The organism is Xanthomonas sp. WHRI 10204 (genome assembly GCF_040202875.1).
Lineage (GTDB): Bacteria > Pseudomonadota > Gammaproteobacteria > Xanthomonadales > Xanthomonadaceae > Xanthomonas.
The window spans coordinates 258,108-279,947 of the sequence record NZ_JBEGDW010000003.1; the positions used below are offsets into that span (position 1 = coordinate 258,108).

General features: G+C 67.3%; 2 protein-coding genes. Both read right to left on the reverse strand.

The annotated features are described in order from the left end of the window. Positions 1 to 52 precede the first annotated feature (52 nt). On the reverse strand, positions 53 to 7,270 hold the full coding sequence (locus ABQZ00_RS18285) for an alpha/beta fold hydrolase (protein WP_323522796.1): 7,218 nt from the start codon (positions 7,268 to 7,270) through the stop codon (positions 53 to 55). After that, positions 7,267 to 21,807: an SDR family NAD(P)-dependent oxidoreductase gene (locus ABQZ00_RS18290; protein WP_323538550.1), complete on the reverse strand. Its 14,541-nt coding sequence runs from the start codon at positions 21,805 to 21,807 to the stop codon at positions 7,267 to 7,269. Before ABQZ00_RS18290 ends, ABQZ00_RS18285 begins: the two co-directional genes overlap by 4 nt. Positions 21,808 to 21,840: the final 33 nt, after the last annotated feature.

The following is a 21,840-nucleotide window of genomic DNA, read 5'->3' on the forward strand; positions in this document are numbered from 1 at the left end:
CAGGATGAAAGGGGGCGTTGGAGGCCTCGCTGCGTCCTCCAACGAAAGACGATTAGAACGTCGTTTCCAGTTGCTGACGCAGCCGCTTGTTGAAAAATCCGGCGTGCGTCATCGGCAGGTAGTGCCCGGCTTCGTTTAACACTTCGAACCCAGCTTCGCCCAACCGTGCGTGCAAGCGCCGCGCGGTCTCGATCGGAACCACGCGATCGCGCTCGCCCGCGAGCACAAGTACCGGAAATGGCGGATATGCTAACCAGGAGAGCACTCCGCCCTGCATCACGAGACGCTGATAGACGTCGTACGTCGACACGTCGTAGCAAGCTTTGATCGCGCGATGGTCCCCGTCAAAATGACGGTTAACCTCCGGCGCGACGTGCGTCGATATCTCGCCGACCAGTGCGCGCATCGCGCCGGCGACCCCACCACCGACATCGCTCGGTCCTTCGATCGAATTCACCAGCGTCAGCGATGCGACCCGGGCGCAAGCCACGCGCGCCATACACTGCGCGACAAGCCCGCCCATCGACCAGCCGACCAGATGCACCGGCGCGTCGACCCCGAGACAATCGAGAGCCGACCAGAACAGCTCCGCGACGCAGTCCAGGCCGCCGGCGCCGTTGCGCAGCGCACCCGCCCCGCTGCTCGCCGCATGGCCGGGGTAATGGCAAACGAACACCGAGTAGTCGGCAGCAAACTCGCGTACCTGATGCAGCCACGCGGTGCCAAGACACGCCATCGGCGATAACAGCAGCAGCGGCGGTTTCGGGTTGTCCTGGTCAAAGTTGTGCAGCACATCGAGCGTCATACCGTTCGGTAGCGCGACAAATTCACGGCCGAAACCATCGATCGCACCGAACGCCATCCGATAGTAGCGTACGAACAGATCATCGGAGGCATCAAAGGCTTCGGGCGCCTTGGCGGTCCCTTTCGGCAGCACCCCATCATCACCCAGATTGTCGTGCTCGTGCGAGGTATGGACGTTGTCGCGACGCTGGGCGATGTCCATGCGCTGTGACGTCGCGGCATGCTCCGCCAACGCGAGGTCGGGCGACGTCTCGGGGCCGGCGTCACCAATGCAGGCCTCGAGATCGAGATCCGGATAGGTGCGCAGCAGGCAGTCGGCGAGTGCGCGCGCGGTGCCATGATCGAAGAATAGGGTCGGCATCGTATCAATCGAGAACAGGCGATTCACCCGGTTCGACAACTCAGTGAAGCTGAACGAGTCGAGACCAAACTGTGTGAAGTCGTCGTCGAGTCCGATCTGGTCGGGATCGATTTTCTGTAATTGCCCGACCTGTTCCTGAAGCCAGCGTTGCAATGCCGCCGACCGATTCGAGGCGGCGCATGTCTCCACGACGGACACGGCAGGCGCCACTCGCGGCGTAGCGTCGTCCAGCGCGACCAGTACGAGCCGCGTGAGCTTCATCACCGCCCTGCCTTCGAGATCGGCGACGCGGATATCGTAAGCACGCGTGCGCGCACTGCCCAGTGTCTGCAGCATGCGGATCTCGACCCGCACCTGTTGCATAGGTGCGCGATACAGGAGGCATTCTTCGATTCCGTAGGGCACCACAAGCCCGGCCGAGTCATCGCTGCCACCGCAGATGTCGACGATCACAAACCCCAGGGCAAAGCTTGTCGTGCCAGCGTCCGGCGTGGCATTACCAGGCCTGTTGCCGCAATTAAGGGTCAGCCGGATCGTGTCGTCTCGGCGCGCCCATTCGACGACCTCGATCCCGTCAGGTACGCGCACCGAACCGGCGAGCAAGCGCGCTGTGTCTTGCGCCTCCGACGGATCGGCCAAGTCGTGCGCGAGATCGGCCCAACCATCGATAGCGGGCGCATCCGTCATCCACATGAGTTCGCATTGCCCATAGACGACCGCGTTGCCACCTTCGTCGTCACTTTCGAGAGCGACCGTCCAGCCGCCGTCGCGGGGGACGATCCGCATTACCGCATCGCGGCCCGTCGTGCCGACGAACAGCGGCTTGCGCCATGTCGCGCGGCCGATGCGCAGCACTGCGCCATCGTCGTGCGGAAGCGTATCGGAGACGCTGCGCGCGAGATCGATCATTGCAAAGGCCGGCATCAGATAGCGCCCGTCAATCTGGTGGTGTCGCAGATACAGGTCGTCCGGATGAAAACGAAACGGATAGACGCGCGCGCCCTGCTCTTCGCGCCAGGCCACCGACATTGACGCTGCCTGCACCGTCTCGCCACGCGCATGCGCTGACCGGGCGGGCACATCAGGTTTCACACGGCGCGCGCTGTAGCCTTCCAGCCTCGCGCAAACGGCGCCGTCGCCGTCCAGCAGATCGACATCTAGCTTCACGACCGGGTTGCCGGCCGTATCCGCACGCCGGCGTAGATGCACGCAGCGGACTTGGCGCGACAGATCGGAGGCGCGATAGCAACGCAGCCGTTCGAGCCCGAACGGCAGAAGCGGCATCGCGGCGCCCCCTTGTTCGAGTGCATCGAGGCCAAAGCCGATCGACGCCTGTAAGGCGCTGTCCAGCAGGCCAGGATCGAGCAGATAACCCGCCACCGCAGGCACGCTCGTCTCCGGCAAACGCAGGAGTGCGAGCACCTCGTCGCCGTCGTGGAACAGCGTCTCGATGCATTCATGGCTCGGACCGTAATCGAAACCCAGCGCGCGGAAGCGCCGATAAACCTCCGTACCATCGATCCGCGCGCCGCGCACATGCACTGGCAGCCGTTCGATTGCGACGGCCGGAGGAGAAGCGAGCGTGGCGCGCGCCTCCGGATACGCGATGGCCTGCGCATAGGGCGGTGCTTCGTCGGCGTGCGCGTCCTTGGCCAGCAAGCGGAAAGCGTCGTATCCGGGGACGCCTGGGTGGCGCGCCGACGCATCAAGCCGCTCCATAATGACCGCAATGGCAACCGGCGCGTCCGTCAGCGCCAGCGGGCGGGTCCAGACGAGGTTATCGAGCCGGTAGCCGATTGATTGCCGCTCACATTCCGGCATGGTCATAGTCGCTGCGGCGATAAACATCTCGCAATAAGCGGCGCCCGGCAGCGTCATCGCGCGCCGCACACGATGGTCGCGAAAAAACGCCTCGTCGCCGGCGAACGTGCTGACGAAACGCAGATTGCGATCAGAGCCGGACATCCGGTGCAGCAAAGGATGCAGCGCGGTGGACGACGACTGCGTGGCGGCGAACGCCGAGGCCGGCATGATGGCAGGCGGGCGCACAGAATCGCGGGGCTGCGTGACCCAGTGCCGGGTCGCCGCGAACGGATAGGTCGGCAGACGGATCCGCGTCGGGCGCACCGGGCGATAGAAACGCGCCCAATCGATCCTGGCGCCGTTCACCCAGAGAGCGGCGACGCGCAGAGGCGCGTCGAACGCTTCATCGTCGGCCGAGACGCCAGCCGGCGCCGCGACACCGGCCAGCAACCGTTCGTCGCCCTGGCCGTGCTCAAGCCATCCGTCGAGACGCCCGAGTGCGCTATGCAGCGCAGTGTCCGTGGGCGCGTCGTCGATCAGCAGCGCAAGACGGTGTTTCAGCGACTGGCGCCCGGTTTGCAGCGTATACGCGATTGATTCGACACCCGGCTCGGGCTGACCGTATAGCCGATATCCGCCGTCCCGCAGGTACGCAACGAAGCGCGCAACCGTCTGCCGCAGCTGCGCGGCCGTGCGCGCGGAAAAAATCCAGAGCCGCGCGAGCACGGGCCAGCGCAGGGCAGCGACGGGCAGCGGCAGGCATTCGCGCACCAGCAGATGGCCATTCACGCCGCCGTAGCCGTAGTTGTGTAGGGCGGCGACGCGCGGCACGCGGCGGCCCTCGATGGTCTTCGGGGGCCATTCGACATGCTCGGTGAGCAACCGGCACGCGAACGGCGCGTCGTGCGGCCAGTTGAGCTGGCGGTGATGCAGCACGGGCAGCAAGCGATTCTGGCTCATGCACAGAAGAACCTTAATAAGCGCGGTCACGCCGGACGCCGCGCCGAGATGGCCGATGTGCCCCTTTATGCTGCCGATCGGCAGCGGCGTGCGGCGAGTGCTGGCTCCGTACAGCGCGTGATAGGTGTCCAGTTCCATACGGTCGGTGACTTGGTCGCCGCTGCCCTGTGCTTCGAGATAATCGATGTCGTCGAGCGACGCGCCAGCCTGATCAAGCACGCTGCGGATCAGCGCCTCGTGCGACGGCGCGTGCGGCGATGTCAAGAACCTGCCGCCGCCACCGTGCGCGACGTCGGCGGCACGAATCACGCCGTGCACCGGATCGCCGTCGCGCAACGCCTGGCGTAGCGGCTTCAGCAGCACCAGTCCCAGCCCCTCACCGAACAGGTGGCCGGACGCGTCCCGATCGAACGGCTTGACGTGTTCGTCGGCAGTTAACATTCCCATCTTGCGGTTCAACGCGAAGAGGCCAGGACTCAGCAGGATGTTCACGCCGCCAGCGAGCGCCATCTCGCAATCGCCGCTACGCAAGCCTGCGACGGCAGCCCAGATCGCGGTCATCGAGCTCGAACACGCGGTGTTTAGCGTGATGCTCGGCCCGGTCAGGCCGAAAAAGTAGGACACGCGATTCGTCAGCATCGCGTGCGCGTTGCCGGTGTTGATGTAGGCATCCATCGCGACGTCGGCGTCGGCGATCAGCGACAGGTAGTCGTTCTTCTCCGCGCCGAAGAACAGTCCGATCTTGCGGCCACGCACGGAGTCGGGCGCGATCGCCGCGTTCTCGAACGCCTCCCACGCGCACTCGAGCAATAACCGCTGCTGCGGATCCATCAGCTCCGCCTCGCGCGGCGAGATACCGAAGTGCGCGGCGTCGAACCGGTCGATCGCGGTCAGGAACGAGGCATGGTGGCAATCGGTGCCGCCCGGCTCGCCAGGTGCATCGACCACATAGTCCTGCCAGCGCCAGCGATCAGCAGGAATCGCTGTCACCGCACAGCGGCCTTCGATGAGATTGCGCCAGAAACCGGCGAGATCGTCGGCAGCCGGAAAACGTCCGGCCAGGCCGATGATGGCGATTTCCTCTGTGGCGCCCGGCGCGTCGTCTGCGGGCGTGCTGTCGGACGCACCGCCCTCGTGCACAACGATGCTCGCAAGTGCCGGCGCCGACGCTTGCGGAACCTGCGCCGGCAGCAATGCACCCAGATGCGCAGCCAGTTCCGCGAGCGTGGCGCACGACAGGAACAGATCTGTCGCGATGGACGCGGTCGGGAACGCACGTGCAATCAGCGTCGCGAATTCGCTCAGGGTGATCGAATCGAAACCAAACTGCGACCACGACGTGTCCGCGTCGATGTCGGCCTCAGGCAGTTTCAGGATCGTCGACGCCAGCGCGCGTAACCCATCTAGCAGCACGTCGTGCGCTGGCATCACGCTATCTCCAGGACGCGAAGAGGATGCGTCATCGTCGCCGGCGGCCTTTGCCGGCGCGGCTTCCGGCGCCGCCGGCAGCCGCGCATGCATCCACGCGCTCAGCTCGCGCAGCGTCGGATGATCGAGGAATACATCGACCGCGAGCGTGAGGTCCGGATAACGACGGCCGATCGTCGCGGCGAGTTCGGTCAACAGGATCGAGTCGAAGCCATATTCGTTGAATGGGGTATCGCAGGCAATCGCCTCTGCTTCCATCTTCAGCGTTTGCGCGATCAGCGCACGAAGTTCGGACTCCAGAGCGTCAGCAGCGTGCGGTCGCGCGCGCGCCGGCACAGCGTCGGTAATCTCCGCCGCTCCCGACCGTTGGGGCGAAAGAAAGGCGCGGTCGATCAGCGCGCGATTTCCTGGCAAGACGACGACCTGTGGCGCCGGATGCGCGAGCAGATGCAGCAGGCTGGCAAAGCCCTCGGATGCGCCGAGCGAGGTCAGGCCGCTCTGCGCGGTTAGCCGCTCGAGACGCCGTGGATCGGCGCGCATCCCGCCTTCGCGCCAGTACGGCCAGTTGATGCTGATGTAACGGCATTGGCCTGCACCGGCATCCATCGCTGCCTGTTTGATTCGGCAGTATTCGTCCATGAAACCGTTGCCGCTCGCATAATCCGTCTGGCCCGCGCTGCCGACGAGCGAGGCGATCGAGGAAAAGCAGACGAAGTATCTGACGCCGAGACCGGCAGAATGACGGTCCAGCAGTTGAGTGCCCAGCACTTTTGGCGCAAGCACCGCGCGAATCGCGCTCAGCGGCTTGTGGCGCAACGGCGCATCGTCAACGCTGCCCGCTGCATGGAAGATGGCAGCGAGCCGTGCGGACGCGCCGAGCTCGGCCATCAGTTCGCGCACGTTCGACGCATCGTTTACATCGATGCATGCGTAGCGCACGTTGGGATGCCGTGCAAGCCAGTCGCGCTGACAGACGTCCAGCACCGCTGCCGACCGGCGCCCGCATAGCACAACACGCAGATCGAAGCGAGCCGTCAGGCGACTGGCGATCGCAAGGCCGACCCCGCCCGCACCGCCGGTGATCAGAACGGTCTCGCCGCGAGCGAACAACCCAGACGTTGGAACGCCGCCGTCCTGTGCTTTGGCCACAAGCACACGCATGCAGCGTTGGCCATCGATCCATCCGATGTCGCGATGCCGCTCCGGTTCCATTTCGGCCAACTCGCGCACCACCAGCGCGACCGTCGCGCGACCGAGATCGGAATCGGACAGCCAGATACCGGCGCTCGCGAAACGCGGGCACTCGAGCACGGCGCTTTTCGCCAGACCCTGCCACGCCGCAGCGTGCGGCAACGCGTGCCCCATCGGTAGCAGATGCAGAAGATGGCAACGCTCGATTTCGCGTCTGCAAAGCAGCTCACGCATCAAGGCGAATCCCGACAGCACGCGCGCCAGATAGCGTTCGGGCACATCGACATCGGCTGCAGGAGTGTCCCGATGGAGGTCGTCGAGCAGCAGCACGGCGACACGCGCACCGACGGGTATCACCTTGAGCGTATCGGAGGTTTGTTCGGCTTCGGCCACATCGATCCGCACGATCCGGGCGGACGGATAAGCCGCCGCGAGCCCGTCGCGCCAGTCGCGCCAGTCGGACGCACCTGCAGCGTCGCAGATAAGCAATATCGTATCGAACGCCATGTTTGCCGCTAGCGTCTCCTCACGATACGTCCGAGGAACCCAGTTCGGCGTAGCGAAGCGCGGCAGCTGCATGCTGTCGTCATTGGCGCCGCCGCCTTGCTTCGCGCCGTCGTATTGGAGCGTGTCGCGGAGTTTCGCGAGCAGCGCGATACCCTCGGCTACGCCCAACTCATCGTTTCGCAGCCGATCCAGTAAACCGTCAAAACTCTCGTTCATGTCAATTCTCCCTGCTCTGCCAGGGCGCTCAGCACGCCCTGCATATCCAGTTCTCCCGCCTTCAGCCGAGCTAGCAGCGTCCGATAGCTGTTCCATTCCGGGCTGCCTGGCCGCAGCTTGCGATCCGGGAGTTGCGGAACGCGCTCGGGTTGGGCCGGCTCCGCAACGTCCGTGCGCAGGATGTATTGCAGCTTCCAGTCGAGCGTGATCGCATCGGCCACGTGTCGACCAGCGTTCCGGTAGTCGTCCTCGTCGATCTCGCCGCGCGCGACCAGGTCGCGCAACGCCGCGTCACCGAGTCCCGCCAGCATCCGGTAGCGGACCGTGTCGAGGGCTGCGCTCGACTTGGCGCTCGTCAGGTTGCGCCGGTTCAGCGCCTTCAGGCGCGCGGCGGCATTCGGGTCCGCGTGATCGCCACGCAGCCGGTAGATCGGCGGGAACGAGGGCAGATTCACGAGTTCCCAGAAGGCGCGGAACTCGCGCGCCGGATCGGGCAGCAGGCCGAGCCTCAGGCCGAACATCACATTCGCGATCGGCCCATTGATCGCCGCGTGACGGCGATCGAAACGGTAGTCGCGTTCGCTGCGGGCAAGCTCCGTGTTGCCGGACATCATGCGCGAATACCAGCGGGCCGCCATTTCCGGGAAAAAGAACGTGCCGGAGTACGCAACGGGCAGCGGGCACGACGTCGATACGAGGCTTGGCCTGTCGCGGTGGAAAATCCCCATCGCAAAATCGGAGCGCATCGATACGCCCGGCAGGCAGTCGAGTTGCTCGTCCATCGTGTAGCCGGTGCAAAACACCACGACGTCGACATCGACGCGGCGCCCGCTATGCCGGAACCGGCAACCGCTCGCGTCGAACTCGCCGATCTCGTCGACCACCGCCTCGACCCGGCCGCTCGCGACGAGCGGAACGACACCGTCGTTGATCTGCACCAATGGCTGCTTGCGGAAATCTTCGAGGTCGGGCAGCAGGCCACTGTCCTGGTACTGACGGAAGTACTCGGGCATCGAGTAACGGAGCCGTTCCAGCATCTGTCCCGGATCGACCGTCGCCAGCAGACTTGCGGGCGACTGGAAGTCGTTCGGCACGAACCCTGTCATCCGCGGCATGATGAATTTCGGTTTGCGCATGGTCCAGATCACCTGACTGGCGCTCTTCGTCGCCTCCTCGGCGATATCCATCCCGCTGATCCCGTTGCCGACGACGAGCACGCGCTTGCCCTTCAGGCAGGCTTCGTCGATGTACTCGGCGGAATGCAGGATCTGGCCGCGGAACGTGTCGAGTCCGTCAAACGCGGGGCGCCAGGGCTTCCAGTACAGCCCCTGGCACAGCGCCACGCCGTCGTAAACCTCGGCGCGCGCTTCCCCGTCGCGCAACGTGGTGACGCGCCATTGCTCACCGTGCGGTTCGATACGGCTGACCTCGGTCCGGTAGCGAATGTGCTTGGACACACCGAAGTGCTCGGCATAGTCGCGCAGATAGCGATGCATGTCGGCGACGCCATGAAAGTGCCCGTCGGTCGACGCGCCCTCGAAATCGGAAAATGCGCTCGTATGCTTGGACGTCTGGAAGCGTGTCTTGCGGTAAGCGCCCGCGCGCTTGTTCTGCGTGTGCAGCAACCAGACGCCGCCGAGATCGGCCTGCCGATCGAATACATCCGGCTGATGGCCTTCCTCGAGGAGCGACTTCGCCATCACGAGTCCCGCCGGTCCGGCACCGACCACCGCGATCCGCTTGCGCGACCGGCCGGCCGCCGGCGCATCGGCATGCCGAGCGGCGGCCGGCGCATCGACATGCGGAGCCGGCGCCGGCGTCGCACCGCCGATCCAGTGACGCTGTTTGGCGAACATATACCCGGGCAACGCGATCCGACGCGGCGACAGCCCATCGAACGCACGCGTATCGCCGCCGATGTCGCCGCCCTTGACCCACAGCGACGCCGCCTCGCGCGCATCGCCGTCGGCGAGCGCCTGCGCGACACTCGCCGAGCGTTCGGCGGCATGCGATGCCGGCGCCGTGCCATCGTGGATGCCGACACCCGCATCGGCCCCGCGCGTGAGCCATGCGTCGAGCCGCTCGATCAGTGCGGCGACCGACGGCGCGACGATCGCGAGCCGGTGTCGGAACGCGGCACGCCCGGTCTGCAGCGTGTATGCGACATCGGTCAGGTGAGGCGGGTCATCGATCGCGATGCCCGCTGCGAGCGCGTCGCGCAGTCGCGCGGCGGACGCCCGCAGCGACTCCGGGTTCCGCGCCGACAGCACGACGAGACGGTCGCGCGCGCCGTCGTCGGAAGAGGCGCGCCGGTCCTCGGCGTGCGCCTCCTCGACCACCATATGCGCGTTGGTTCCGCTGAAACCGAACGAGCTCACACACGCCATCCGCGACTCGTCGTCGAGCGTGCGCCAGGCCTGCGCGACACGCGGGACGTGGAACGGAGAACGCGCCAGATCGATGTGCTCATTGACGTTCTCGCAATGCAGCGTTGGCGGAATCGTCCGGTGCCTCAGGCTCAGTAGCACCTTCATCAGACCGGCGATCCCCGCGGCAAGCGCGAGATGTCCGATGTTGCTCTTGACCGAGCCGAGCGCGCAGTAGCCGGTACCGGCGTCGAACTCCCGAAACGCCTCGGTCAGCGCGCGGACCTCGATCGGATCCCCCAGTTTGGTGCCGGTGCCATGCGCCTCGGCCATCGTGATGCGCTTCGGGTCGATGCCGAAACGGCGGTAGACGCCAGCGGCAAGCCGCCGCTGCGCGTCGGGATTGGGCGCAGTGATGCCGTTGGTGCGTCCGTCCTGGTTGATGCCCCAGCCGCGGATCACGCCGTGGATGGTGTCGCCAGCGGCGATCGCATCGTCGAGCCGGCGCAGCAGCACGGTGCCGACGCCCTCGCCGGGAACGAAGCCGTCCGCCGCGTCGTCGAACGTGCGACAACGGCCGGTCGGTGACAGCATCCCGGCCTTGCTCGACAGGATATGCAGGGTCGGGCCGGCCATCACACACACGCCGCCGGCGATCGCCAGATCGCAGTTGCCGAGCAACAGGCTGTTGCATGCTTCGTTGACCGCCACGAGCGCCGATGAGCATGCGGTATCGATCGCCAGACACGGGCCATCGAGATTGAGGAAATACGGCATCCGTGCGGACAGGATCGAACTTGCGCCGCCCATGAACGACTGCGCACCGGCTTCGTTGCGCTCGCCGAGATCGGCGTAGTCGCCGGTCGCGCACCCGACGAACACGCCTGTGTGCTTGGTCGCGAGGCTGAACGGGTTGTAGCCCGCGTGCTCGATCGCATGCCAGCAGTTCTCCATGAACACCCGCTGCTGCGGATCCATGTGTTCCGCCTCGCGCGGCGAGATGCCGAAGAATTCGGCGTCGAACGCGTCGGCGTCGTCGAGCAGCCCGATCCAGCGGCTGTAGGTCTTGCCTTTCGCCTGCGGGTTCGGGTCGTAGTACCCGTCGAGCGACCAGCGGTGCGCCGGCACCTCGACGATGCTGTCGCGCCCTTCGACCAGATTGCGCCAGAATGCGTCGAGGTCGGTTGCGCCCGGGAAGCGCCCGGCCATACCGATGATCGCGATATCGACGCGCTTGCGGGATTCAGGCTCGCCTGGCGACCTCGCGGGTGCTGGTGCTGGTACTGATGTTGTTGCCGCGCTCGAAAGGGTCGCCTCGCGCGAGGCGGGGACAACCGCAGAAACGCCCACGGCGGGTTCGCCGGGCTTGCTGCCGTGCAGCGTGACCGAGGCCGGCGGCAGCGCGCTCGCCACGTTCGTCGCGGCGGGTTGCGCAACGCGCAACGATGCGCCCGCGCTACCGAGATATGCGCTCAGCGTAGCGACGTTCGGATACTGATAGAGCTGGGTCGGCGACAGCTCGACGGACAGCTGTTCGTGCAGTTTGCGCGCCCAGGTCACCGCCGTCACCGAATCGAGGCCGAGATCGACGAAGCTCGCCTGCGCGTCGATGTCCTGCGCGTCGAGCTGCAATTCGGCCGCAAGCGTCTGCATGACGATGTCGGCGATCGTGCGTTCGGCGGGCGCCGGTGTCGGCACAGGCAGTACCGGCGACTCGGCACGCGCGTCCGCCGGCACGGGGTGTTGCACGAGCCCACCGCTGGTGATGTCGAGCAGATACGCGAGCAGCCTGGCGACGCTCGGATACTCATAGACGTGCGCGGGCGACAGCTCGACCGACAGTGCGCGGCAGATCGTGCGGGTCCAGGTCACCGCGGTCACGGAATCGAGTCCGAGGTCGACGAAGCTCGCCTGATCGTCGAGTTCCTCGACCGCGAGCTGGATTTCGGCGGCGAGCGTCGATTTCAGCAGCGTCTCCAGGGACCGGGCGCGCGCGGCGGCGGCGTTCGCGCCCGGCGCGTCACCGGTGCGCGCCGCGCCGAGACCGAAGGAGCGGTCGATCAGTGCTGCGACGGCGGGGTTGTGATAGAACGTTTTTTCGTGCATCGCTAGTTCCTTTTGAATCGTTTCGGGTAGCCCCTGCACAAGCGGCGCAAGACGCAGCTGCTTGGCGCGGATCAATTCCTCACGCGTCTGTGGTGTCGCCCAGCGTGTCGCGATCCGGTGCGCAAGCGCGAGCACCTCGCCCCGCGGCACGACCGACAACCCGGGCAGCCGTTCGCGCAATTCCCGTCCCTTGTAGGGCTGTGCGCCGAGCAGGATTTCCCGGCCGAGATCCAGGCCTAGCCTCATCGGGAATACGAGGGTGGACCCTGCGCCCGGCGTAAAGCCGTACGACAGATACGGGCTGTGGTAGACGCTCTCCTCCGCGAACAGCACCGCGTCGCACATCATCCCCATCGACCAGCCGGCGCCGATCGCGTGTCCCTGCATCGCCGCGATCACCGGCACCGGGCACGCAAGCGGCAGTTCGTACAGACGCGCGTCGGTGAATTTCGCGTTGCCCTGCTGGATCGCCTTCAAGCCCTGCAGCGTCCCACCGGTTGCGAAGTAGTGACCGTAGCCGGTCAGGATCAGCACCTTGCACGCAGGGGTCGCGCCGGCCCAGGCGACGACCGCCTCCATCGCGGCGACCAGTTCCGGGGTGAATGCGTTCTTGCTGGCCACCTGGTTGAGCCGCGCAGTGGCGACGCCGAGCGCGTTAAACGTCAGCTCGACGCACGGATGCGGCAGCGGCACCGGGCTGCCGAGGTCCGTCGCGTCCGGCCCCACGGTCGCCACATCCGGCGCGTGCGCACGGTCCGCAAGCAGCGGCCACGACGACACGTTCCCCAGCGCACCGTCTTCGCCAAGGAAGGTCGTACGCCAATGCGCCTTGAGCAGGCCGCCCGCGCGACCGCCACCGCCAACCAGCGCTTCGGTGGTCGTGAGCGCTTGTGCGGCGATCGCGTGTGCGGGTAGTGCGAGGATGCCGAGATTTTCCGCCTGCCACGCCGCGCCGGTGCGCACCTCGCCCGACAGCATCGCGGCGGCGCCGGGGCGAGCGCCGAAACGCGCACGAAGCGCGCCGTCGATCGCGCGACGCGGCGCGGACGGGCAGCCATAGCGGCCGTCGATGTCGACAATCAGCAGATCGCTTGCGGCGCCGATCACCCAGCCGAGTTCGATCGCATCGCCGTGGAACGCGGCCAGGACGACCGACGACGATCGGCCGATCGCATCGACGAGCCGTGTCGCCGCGCCATCGGACACGCCGTCGAGGGATTGGCGCAGTCCGTCGGGCGGGCCGTGCAACACCACCACGTCGATCGGATCGCCGCCCGCAGGCTGTTCGAACAGCGCGGTCAGTTGCGTGACCAGCCGCATCGCGTCGCAGCCGGCGGGCAGCGCAACGTGAACGCGCGTCGGATGCGCGCTATCGCGCAACGGGACGAGCGGTTCGCCCGGGTAGCTCGCGCGCGGCGGCTCTGCAGCCGGCAAACGCGTCGCCGGAGCGGATTCAGACGCCGCGCTCAGCCTGGCGTTTGCGCGCGCGGCAGGCGCCGCGAGCGTGATCGGCATCGCCACCGTGTAGCGGCGCGACGCAACGAACGCGCGCGGCGCCGGCAGTCGGATCGCGCCGCTGCCGGTCGCTTCGCGGGCATCGCCGACCGACACCGAGTTGCGCGGCGACGTCGGACCCATCGCGCCGCCGTCGGCGATTGCCGAGGTAGCCGCGCCGTCGCGCGCATCGAGTGCCAGCGCGGGCGGCAGCGTATCGAGCCAGAACCGCTGCCGCTTGAACGGATAGGTAGGCACGGCGATGGCGCGGGCCGGCCGCGCACCATGCGGCAGCGCGCGCAGCGCGCGCCAGTCGAGCGCCGCGCCGCGCACCCACGCACCTACGCATGCGTCGAGGTCGCCCGGCGCAAGCGGTGCCTCCGGTTCGCCGGCCGCGGGCACGCCGGTGATACGTCCACGGTGGAAGCCGTCGACATGCTCGCCGCGCCGATGCGCGCGCAGCGCGTCGAGCAGTTCCGACGTCGAGCGGCAGACGAACGCGCAGCGCTCCGGCATCGCCGTGCGCCCCGTCTGCAGCACGCAGCACAGCTCCGCCAGCGGGCCGCCGCCCTTGGCGAGGAAGTCGATTATCCGGTCCAGATAGGCGTCGAGCCGATCGGCGTTACGCGCGGACAGCACGAACATCGCGGGCGTCTCCTGACTGCCTGCCGACGTGTCGAGCGCGGCATCGGCGTCGCGATATTGCTCGACAATGAGGTGTGCGTTGACGCCGCCGGCGCCGAACGATGAGATGCCCGAACGCAGTGGCGTGTCTGTGCCCGACTGCGCCGTCCAGTCGCGCAGCGTGTCGGACAAATAGAAGCCGGAGCCGGCCAGCGCGATTTCGGGATTCAGCTCGCGGGCGTGAAGCGTCGGCACCAGCGTGCGATGGCGTAGCTGCAGCACGACCTTCGTCAGCGCGGCAATGCCGGCCGCCGCCTCCAGGTGCCCGATGTTCGACTTCACCGAGCCCAGCGCGCATTGCGCGCCGTCGCCGCGTTCGCCGCCAAACGCCTGCACGAGGCCGCGGAACTCGATCGGATCGCCTAGCGCAGTGCCGGTTCCGTGCGCCTCCAGATAACTGATCGACACCGCATCGCAGTCGGCTTTCGCCAGCGTCTGGCGAATCAGCGCCTGCTGCGACGCGGGGCTCGGCACCATGTAGCCATGCGTCTTGCCCGAATGGTTGATGCCGCTCGCGCGGATTACCGCGTGAATGGTGTCGCCGTCGCGCCGTGCGTGCGCGAGCGGCTTCAGGATCACCGCGCCGACGCCCTCGCCCGGCACGAAGCCGTCCGCGCCCGCGCCGAAACTGCGGCAGCGCCCTGCTCCCGACAGCATATGGCCCGAACACAGCGACACGTAATTGGCCGGATGCAGATACAGGTTCACACCACCGGCGATCGCGATGTCGCAGCCGCCGCGGCGCAGGTATTCGCAAGCCTCGTGAATCGAAACGAGCGAACTCGAACACATGGTGTCGATCGCCAGGCTCGGCCCCGCGAGATCGAGGCAATACGACACGCGGTTCGCGATCGAGCCGAACGAGGTTCGTGGCAGGAACGCCTTGTCCTGACGCCAGAACTCCGGCCCGTACAGCTCGAATCCCGTCTTGGTCGCGCCGACGAACACGCCCGCACGGTCGCGATGCCGGGCAAGCGCTTCGCGGCTGTATCCGGCGTCCTCGAGCGCCTCCCAGGCGCATTGCAGGAACAGCCGCTCCTGCGGATCCATCAGATACGCGTCGCGTGGCGCGATCGAAAAGAACTGCGGATCGAAATCGGCGAAACCGTCGATGAAACCGCCCCACTTGCTGTAGCTGCGGCCGGTCCGCGACGCTTCGTCCTTGTCGCCCACGTAAAAACCCTCGAGCGGCCAACGCTCAGCCGGGATTTCGCCGATGCAGTCGACGCCCGCGACGAGATTGCGCCAGTATTCGTCAAGGTTCGCGGCCTTCGGATAGCGGCCCGCGATGCCGATGATCGCCACCAGGCTGTCATCGTTGGTGCGGCCGTTGTCGCCAATGCCGCGCGCGTCGGCGACAGGCGTGGGCGTACGCTCCGCGGTGGCGTCGATCGCCGGCGTTGCAGTAGCGACCGTCGCGTGAACGCCGGCCCAGGTACGGCTCTCAGCCGGGTATTGCGCGACCAGATGCGTGGCTAGGCTCGCGAGCGTCGTGTGCTCGTACAGCACTGCGGTGCCGATGCCTGGATAGTGCTCGCCGAGCGATTGTTGCAGATGCCGGATGCGCACCGAATCGATGCCGTAGCTCTCGATCTGCGCAAGTGGATCGATGCGCTGCGGCGACAGTTTGCAGAGCCGGCCGAGCATTTCGCGCAGCCGGTCCGTCACGCGTTCGTCGATCCCGGAGGCGGACGGCGGTGGTATCGCATCGCCAGTCGCCGGCCGCGCCGGAGCCGGTTGGCCGTGCTCGGCGGCCTCGGCGGCTTCGCGAATGCGTTGCGCGTCGCCGAAGACGACCAGCAGGTGTTCGCCGCTGTGTGCGAGTGCGCATGTCAGCGCATGCATGCCGTCATCGGCGGGGAGCGGCAGCATGCCGGTCTGTTCGCGCAGCAGCCGTGCCGCATGCGCGTCCGGCGCCATGCCCTCGCTTTCCCACCACGGCCAGCCGATCGACACGGTTCGGCCGCGGCGTTCTCCTGTCGCGACCAGCGCGTCGCGATAAGCCGCGTAACGGTCCATGAACGCGTTGGCGGTTGCGTAGTCGCTCTGGCCCGCGTTGCCCATCGCGCCCGACAGCGACGAATACAGCACGAAAAAATCGAGCGGCAGGTGGCGCGTCGCCAGATCGAGATTCACGGTGCCTGCCACCTTCGGCGCGAACACCGCGCGGAGCGTGTCGGGGGTCTTGCATAGGGCCACGCCGTCGCGCGTCACGCCGGCGGCGTGGAATACACCGTGGAGCGCGCCGTGCTCGCGTTCGATGTCGGTGACGAGCTGCTCGCATGCTGCCGGGTCTGCGATGTCTGCTGCCCGGTATTCGATCGTGATTCCTTGTCCGCGCATCTCGTCGAGCAGCGTGCCGACCGGCGTGTCCGCGCGCCCGGATTGCGCGCGGCGGCCGGTCAGGATCAACACCACCGACGGCATAGCGCGCGCAAGCCGTCGCGCGAGCAACGAACCGAGTGCGCCGCCGCCGCCCGTAATCAGATACACGCCGCGCTCGCGCCACTGCGGCTCGACAGCCCCGGCCACTGCCGCATCGCGCCACACGCGGCGCGACAGTACGCCGTCGCGGCAGCGGATGAGCGATGCACGCAGATGCCGCGCGGCCGTTTCGGCCTGCTCGCGCACTCCGCGCGCGGCGTCGTCCGAGGGCGCGTCGTCGCACTGAATGAGCTGGCCGGCAAACGCGGGTTGTTCGAACGCCAGGCTGCACAGCATCGCCTCGAGCGCGGTCAGCAGGTCGCCACGGCCGCCGGACGGTACCAGCACTTGCACGCGAACGGCGGCGCCAGAGCTGTCGGGCAGGAGGCGTTGCAGTTCGGCAAACAGCGACAGCGCGCTACGCGTGAAGTCGCCGTCGACGGAATCGGCAATATCGCCACCGGCGGCGACACGACAGTGGCCAGCCGGCCATTGCGACATCAGCCGTCGTGCCGCGTTCGCGTCCCATCCGCACAGCAGCACGTCCGTCACGCGCCCGCTTCCGGCCTCCTCGCTAGACGCCGCAGACGGCAACCGCTCCCATGCGGGCACGCGATAGCCGAGACGCGCCGTGCTGGCGCGGTCCGGCGTGGCCGGCTGCGGAACATCGGCGCCCGCCGACGGCAGCCAGTAGCGCTCCTTCGCGAACGGATAAGTCGGCAGGTTCGCCCGGCGCGGCCGACGGCCTGTTGCGCCAGCATCGTCGCGATACAGGTGTTCCCAGTCGAGATCGATGCCCTCGACCCAGGCAGTCAACAGCTGCGTGTATTTGCGTTTTTTGAACCAGACATCGATCAGCGCGTGACTGTCCTGGTCCGCGCCGAGGAGTGGCAGCAGCCGGTTGCCGTTCGCACGGGTACCGGCAAACGTGCGGTGCTCGTCCGGCCGCCCGTCCAGATAGCGGTTCAACAGACCGAGCAGCTCGTCGCGCGAATCGGCGATAAACGCGACGCGCGCCTCCCAGGGCTCGCGCCCTGTCTGCAACGTGTACGCGATACTGGCGAGTCCGGCAGGCGGTCGCAGCCAGTCCTTCGCGCTGCGCGGCTGGCCGCCGGCCCGGGCCTGTGCACAATCGGCCAGGTATGCAGCCAGCGCGCGCGCTTGCAGCGTCAGTTGTTCCGACGTGCGCGCCGACAGCGGTACCAGACACGGCTCGCCGGCGTCGCTGTCGGCGGCCGGCAGCGGGTAATCCTGCAGCACGATATGCGCGTTCGAGCCTCCGGCGCCGAACGACGAGATACCAGCGATCCGTCGCTCCCCCGAGACCGCCCAAGGTTGCCGCTGCTGGACCACCGAAAACGGACTCGCGGCGAAATCGATGTGTGGATTCAATCGTTGTGCATGCAACGACGGGAACAGCTCGCCGGCGCGCATCTGGCCGATCACCTTCGTCAGCGCGGACATTCCCGCCGCCGCCTCGCAATGGCCGATGTTTGACTTGACGGAGCCGATCGCGCAGAACTGCGTGTCTCCGGTATCGCGTGCGAACACGCCGCTCAGGCCGGCGATCTCGATCGGATCGCCGAGCGAGGTGCCGGTGCCGTGCGCCTCGATGTAACTGACCGAACGCGCGTCGACGCGCGCGTGTTTCAGCGCCCGGCGGATCACGTCCTGCTGCCGCTGCGGCTGCGGCACGCTGTAACCCTGGCTCTTGCCACCGTGATTGATCGAGCTGCCGCGGATCACCGCGTAAATCGGATCGCCGTCGCGCTCCGCGTCGGCAAACCGCTTCACGCAGATGACGCCGACGCCTTCCGACGGAACGTACCCGTCGCCGTCCGCGCCGAAGCTGTGGCAGCGGCCGCGCGGCGAGACGAAACGGCCTTGGCTCAACAGGTGGTATTTGTTCGGATGCAGGTTCAGATTGACGCCACCGACGAGCGCCATTGCGATATCGCCCGACGCGAGTTCGCGGCACGCCAGATGCAGGCAGGTCAGCGAACTCGAGCACATCGTGTCGATCGCAAGGCTCGGACCGCGCAGATCGAGCGCATAAGACACGCGGTTGGCGATGCTCGCATAGCTGCTGCCAACGAGCCGTTCCGGATCGTTGTCTGCGCACTGGATATATTCGCTGTACATGACCCCGACGTAGACGCCTGTCTCGCCTGGGCCGGCCGTGTCGCGCGCGCGTCGGGCCCTTGCGAGTCGACTGCGGCAGTAGCCTGCGTCCTCGAGCGCCGCCCATGCGTGCTGGAGGAACAGACGTTCCTGCGGATCCATGATTTCCGCCTCGCTCGGCGAAATGTTGAAGAACAGCGGATCGAATTCGTCGACGCCGTCGATGAAGCCTCCCCACTTGCTCGCGTGCGCGCCAGGGCGATGGCCGTCGCTGTCGCGGTAGTACGCGTTCCAGTCCCAGCGCTGCGCTGGAATTTCGCCAACCGCGTCGACACCGCCCGCGAGGTTGTCCCAGAACGCAGCGATGTCGGTTGCGCGTGGGTAGCGCCCGGACAGGCCGATGATCGCGATGTCAACTTCCGGGTCGCCGAACGACGGCAACGCGCCGGGTCGGTCGCGCTGCGCAGCGTCAGGCAGGTCGGTCGTGGTGCCCGGATGCGCCGCGCGCCGCGCGCCGACTGCTTCGATCTCCTGCTTGGCAGGCGCTTGCACCGGTGCCTGCGCGGACGCAGCCGGCGTAATCGGCGCCACCATCGCGGTGAGCGGTCCGGCATGCCTGTCGGCGAAATACGCAGCTAGTTCGTCGATCGTCGGGTACTGGAAAAACAGCGTCTTCGGCAGGGCGCCAAAGGTCTTCTCGAGTTCACGCGTCGCCTTCATCATGTCGACCGAATCGATGCCGTACTGGTCGAGCGGCTGGTCGGTCCGTAGTTGATCCGCCGACAGCTTCAGTGCGGCGGCGACGACCCGCTGCAGCAGGCGCGCGGCGGCGGCGTGTCGTGTCGCCGCATCGGCTTGCGGCGTGTCGGGCACGCGCTCCGCGTCCGTCGCTCGGCGCGGTTGCACCGCTGCAGCGCCGAGCGTTCCTTCGTCCTGCTGAGCATCGGCGCGATCGGCGCCCGGCAAGTGGCGTTCGAGCCGGTCGCGGTCGCCCGCCGCCGCGATCAGTTCGGTGCACGGCGCCACGAGTCCGCGGCAGAACGCCTCGATACCGAGCGCAGCGCGCATCGGCCGCATGCCGGTCGCGCGGTACAACTGGTCCGCGTCGAACGTTGCGTCAGCCATCCCGCCATCCCACAGCGGCCAGTGGATACACAGCGAGCGGCCATGCGCGGCGCCTCGATCGACATCGGCCTGGCGCCGTTCTGCGTACCAGCCCAGATACGCGTTCGCCACGGCGTAGTCGCTCTGTCCGGCGTTGCCGAAGACGGCGCTACCCGACGAGAACAGCACGAAACAGTCAAGCGCCATGTGGCGCGTCGCCCGATCGAGATTCGCCGCGCCCAACACCTTCGGACGCAGTACGCGCTCCCACTCAGCGTCTGTCTTGTTCACGAGCAGGCCATCGCCGATCACGCCCGCCGCGTGCAGCACGCCGTGCAGCGGGCCATGCTCGCGCTCGATCTGCACGACGACGTCCCGCAACGCGTCGGCATCGGCGACATCGACGCGGTACTGCACGACCTGCGCGCCGGCATCGCGAATCTCGCACAGACGCTGCTGCTGCCGTTCGTCGAGCATCGCCGGGTCGCTGCGGCCGAGCAGGAAGATGCGTGGCGCGGCGACCGACACCGCGATATCGCGCGCGAAATCGAGGCCGAGATGCCCGGCGCCTCCGCTGATCAGGTAGGCGCCGCCGTCGCGCCAGGCATGCGCGGGCGCGGGCGCATCGCCGGCGAGCGGCTTCCAGAGTTTCACTTCCCGCTCGCTGGCGTAGCGCACGCAGTCGGCGCTGTCGCCCGCGAGCGCCTCGCCGACGAGCGCGTCGGCGATTTCGTCTACGGTCGCAGGCCGGGCCCAGGACACGAGTTTCGGCTGGCGCTGCGGATATTCGGCCGCGACGCATTTCAGCAGCGCATGCGCGCTATGCGCGAGCGCCGATGCGTCGTCGATGGCCAGCAGCAATCGTTCGGACTCCCGAGACGGTGTCGCGACGCACTCCTGCAGGCAATGCTTCAGGCTCAGGCTCCCCGCGATCGGATCGCCGCCGTGCGCCACCGCTTCGGAGTCGATGCGGACGACCTCGGGCCTTGGCAGACCTGCCGGCCAACGCGCGTTCAGCGCCGCGACGAGCGCCTCGCCGGTGTGCGCCCCAGCGCCGAGATCGCCGACCAGCACGATCCGGTGCGCTCCGGGCTGCCGCTCGCGCCCGGTCCGCAGTGCAAGCGGCACGGAGCGCCAGACGGGCTGCGCAAGCAGCAGCGCGTCGTCGTGCGACGCATGCGTACGCCGGGCGCGCGACGTCAGACCCTTCAGGCTGACGCAGAGCCGCCCCCCGGCGCCGTAGAGGTCGACATCAACGCGGCTGACCGACCCAGCGTCGATCGCGTGACGGGTAACCCGTGCCCGCATGCGCGACTCGCATGCACGCCACACGCTGATCTCCTCGACCGCGAACGGCAGACCGGCTTGCGTGCCAGCGGCGTCCGCGTCCGCAAGATGGAAACCGACCGCGGCCTGCAGTGCGCCGTCGAGCAGGCTCGGATGCAGCAGCATCCCCGGCAGGCTCGACGCGAGCGACGCCGGCAACACGAGATCCGCGTACAGGCAATCGTCCGACTGCAACGCGACCTGTTGCAGCGCGCGTTGCCGCGGGCCGTATTCGAAACCGCGTGCCGCCATGAAGCGATAGCAAGTCTCGGCGTCGAAGCCTGTCAACCCGGACGACCGCTCCGACGCCGCGAGCGGGTCGGCCGACGCCAACGCCGGCGCCGGCGCCGGCAGGTAGACGCCCATACAGTGAACGGTCAGTTCCGCAACGGTCGCAAGCGCGCCAGGCGCGGTCGTGTCGAGGCGCGGTGCGGCCTCGGCGAGCGGCAGCGCGGTCGAGGCAAGCGTGAATCCGATCCGGCCGCGCGCGTCGGCCAGCAGCTCGACCACGAGCAGATGCGCCTCGTCGCCATCACCGTCGCCGTCGAGCGGGAGCGGCCGCTCAAGACTGACATGCTTCAGCACGAAGCCGTCCGACGGCATCATGCCCGCGTGCCGGACCGCTGCGCGCACGAACTCGAAATAGGCGGCAGCCGGCAGCACGCGCACGCCGTCGATGCGGTGATCGGCAAGGAAGAACTCGCGGCCGGTCAGCGCACAGATCAGCACCGCGCGTGCGCCGCTGCCGGAATGAAGACCCACTCCCGGCAGGCGCGTATGCAGCCAGCGAACGACGCCCGTTGCGTCGACGCAGCCCGAACGCCGATATTGGCGCAGTAGATCCAGCGCTTCGTCGCGCCGCAGATCGCTTCGCTCCACTTGCCCAAAGATGTCCAGAGTGAAATTAGCCATGAGTTTTCCGTAGTGGGTCTTGCCGGCGGACGC

Bases quoted from the DNA above. Each gene is read 5' to 3' on its own strand.
- ABQZ00_RS18285 (WP_323522796.1), bottom strand. From the start codon at position 7,270: ATGAACGAGAGTTTTGACGGTTTACTGGATCGGCTGCGAAACGATGAG.
- ABQZ00_RS18290 (WP_323538550.1), bottom strand. From the start codon at position 21,807: ATGGCTAATTTCACTCTGGACATCTTTGGGCAAGTGGAGCGAAGCGAT.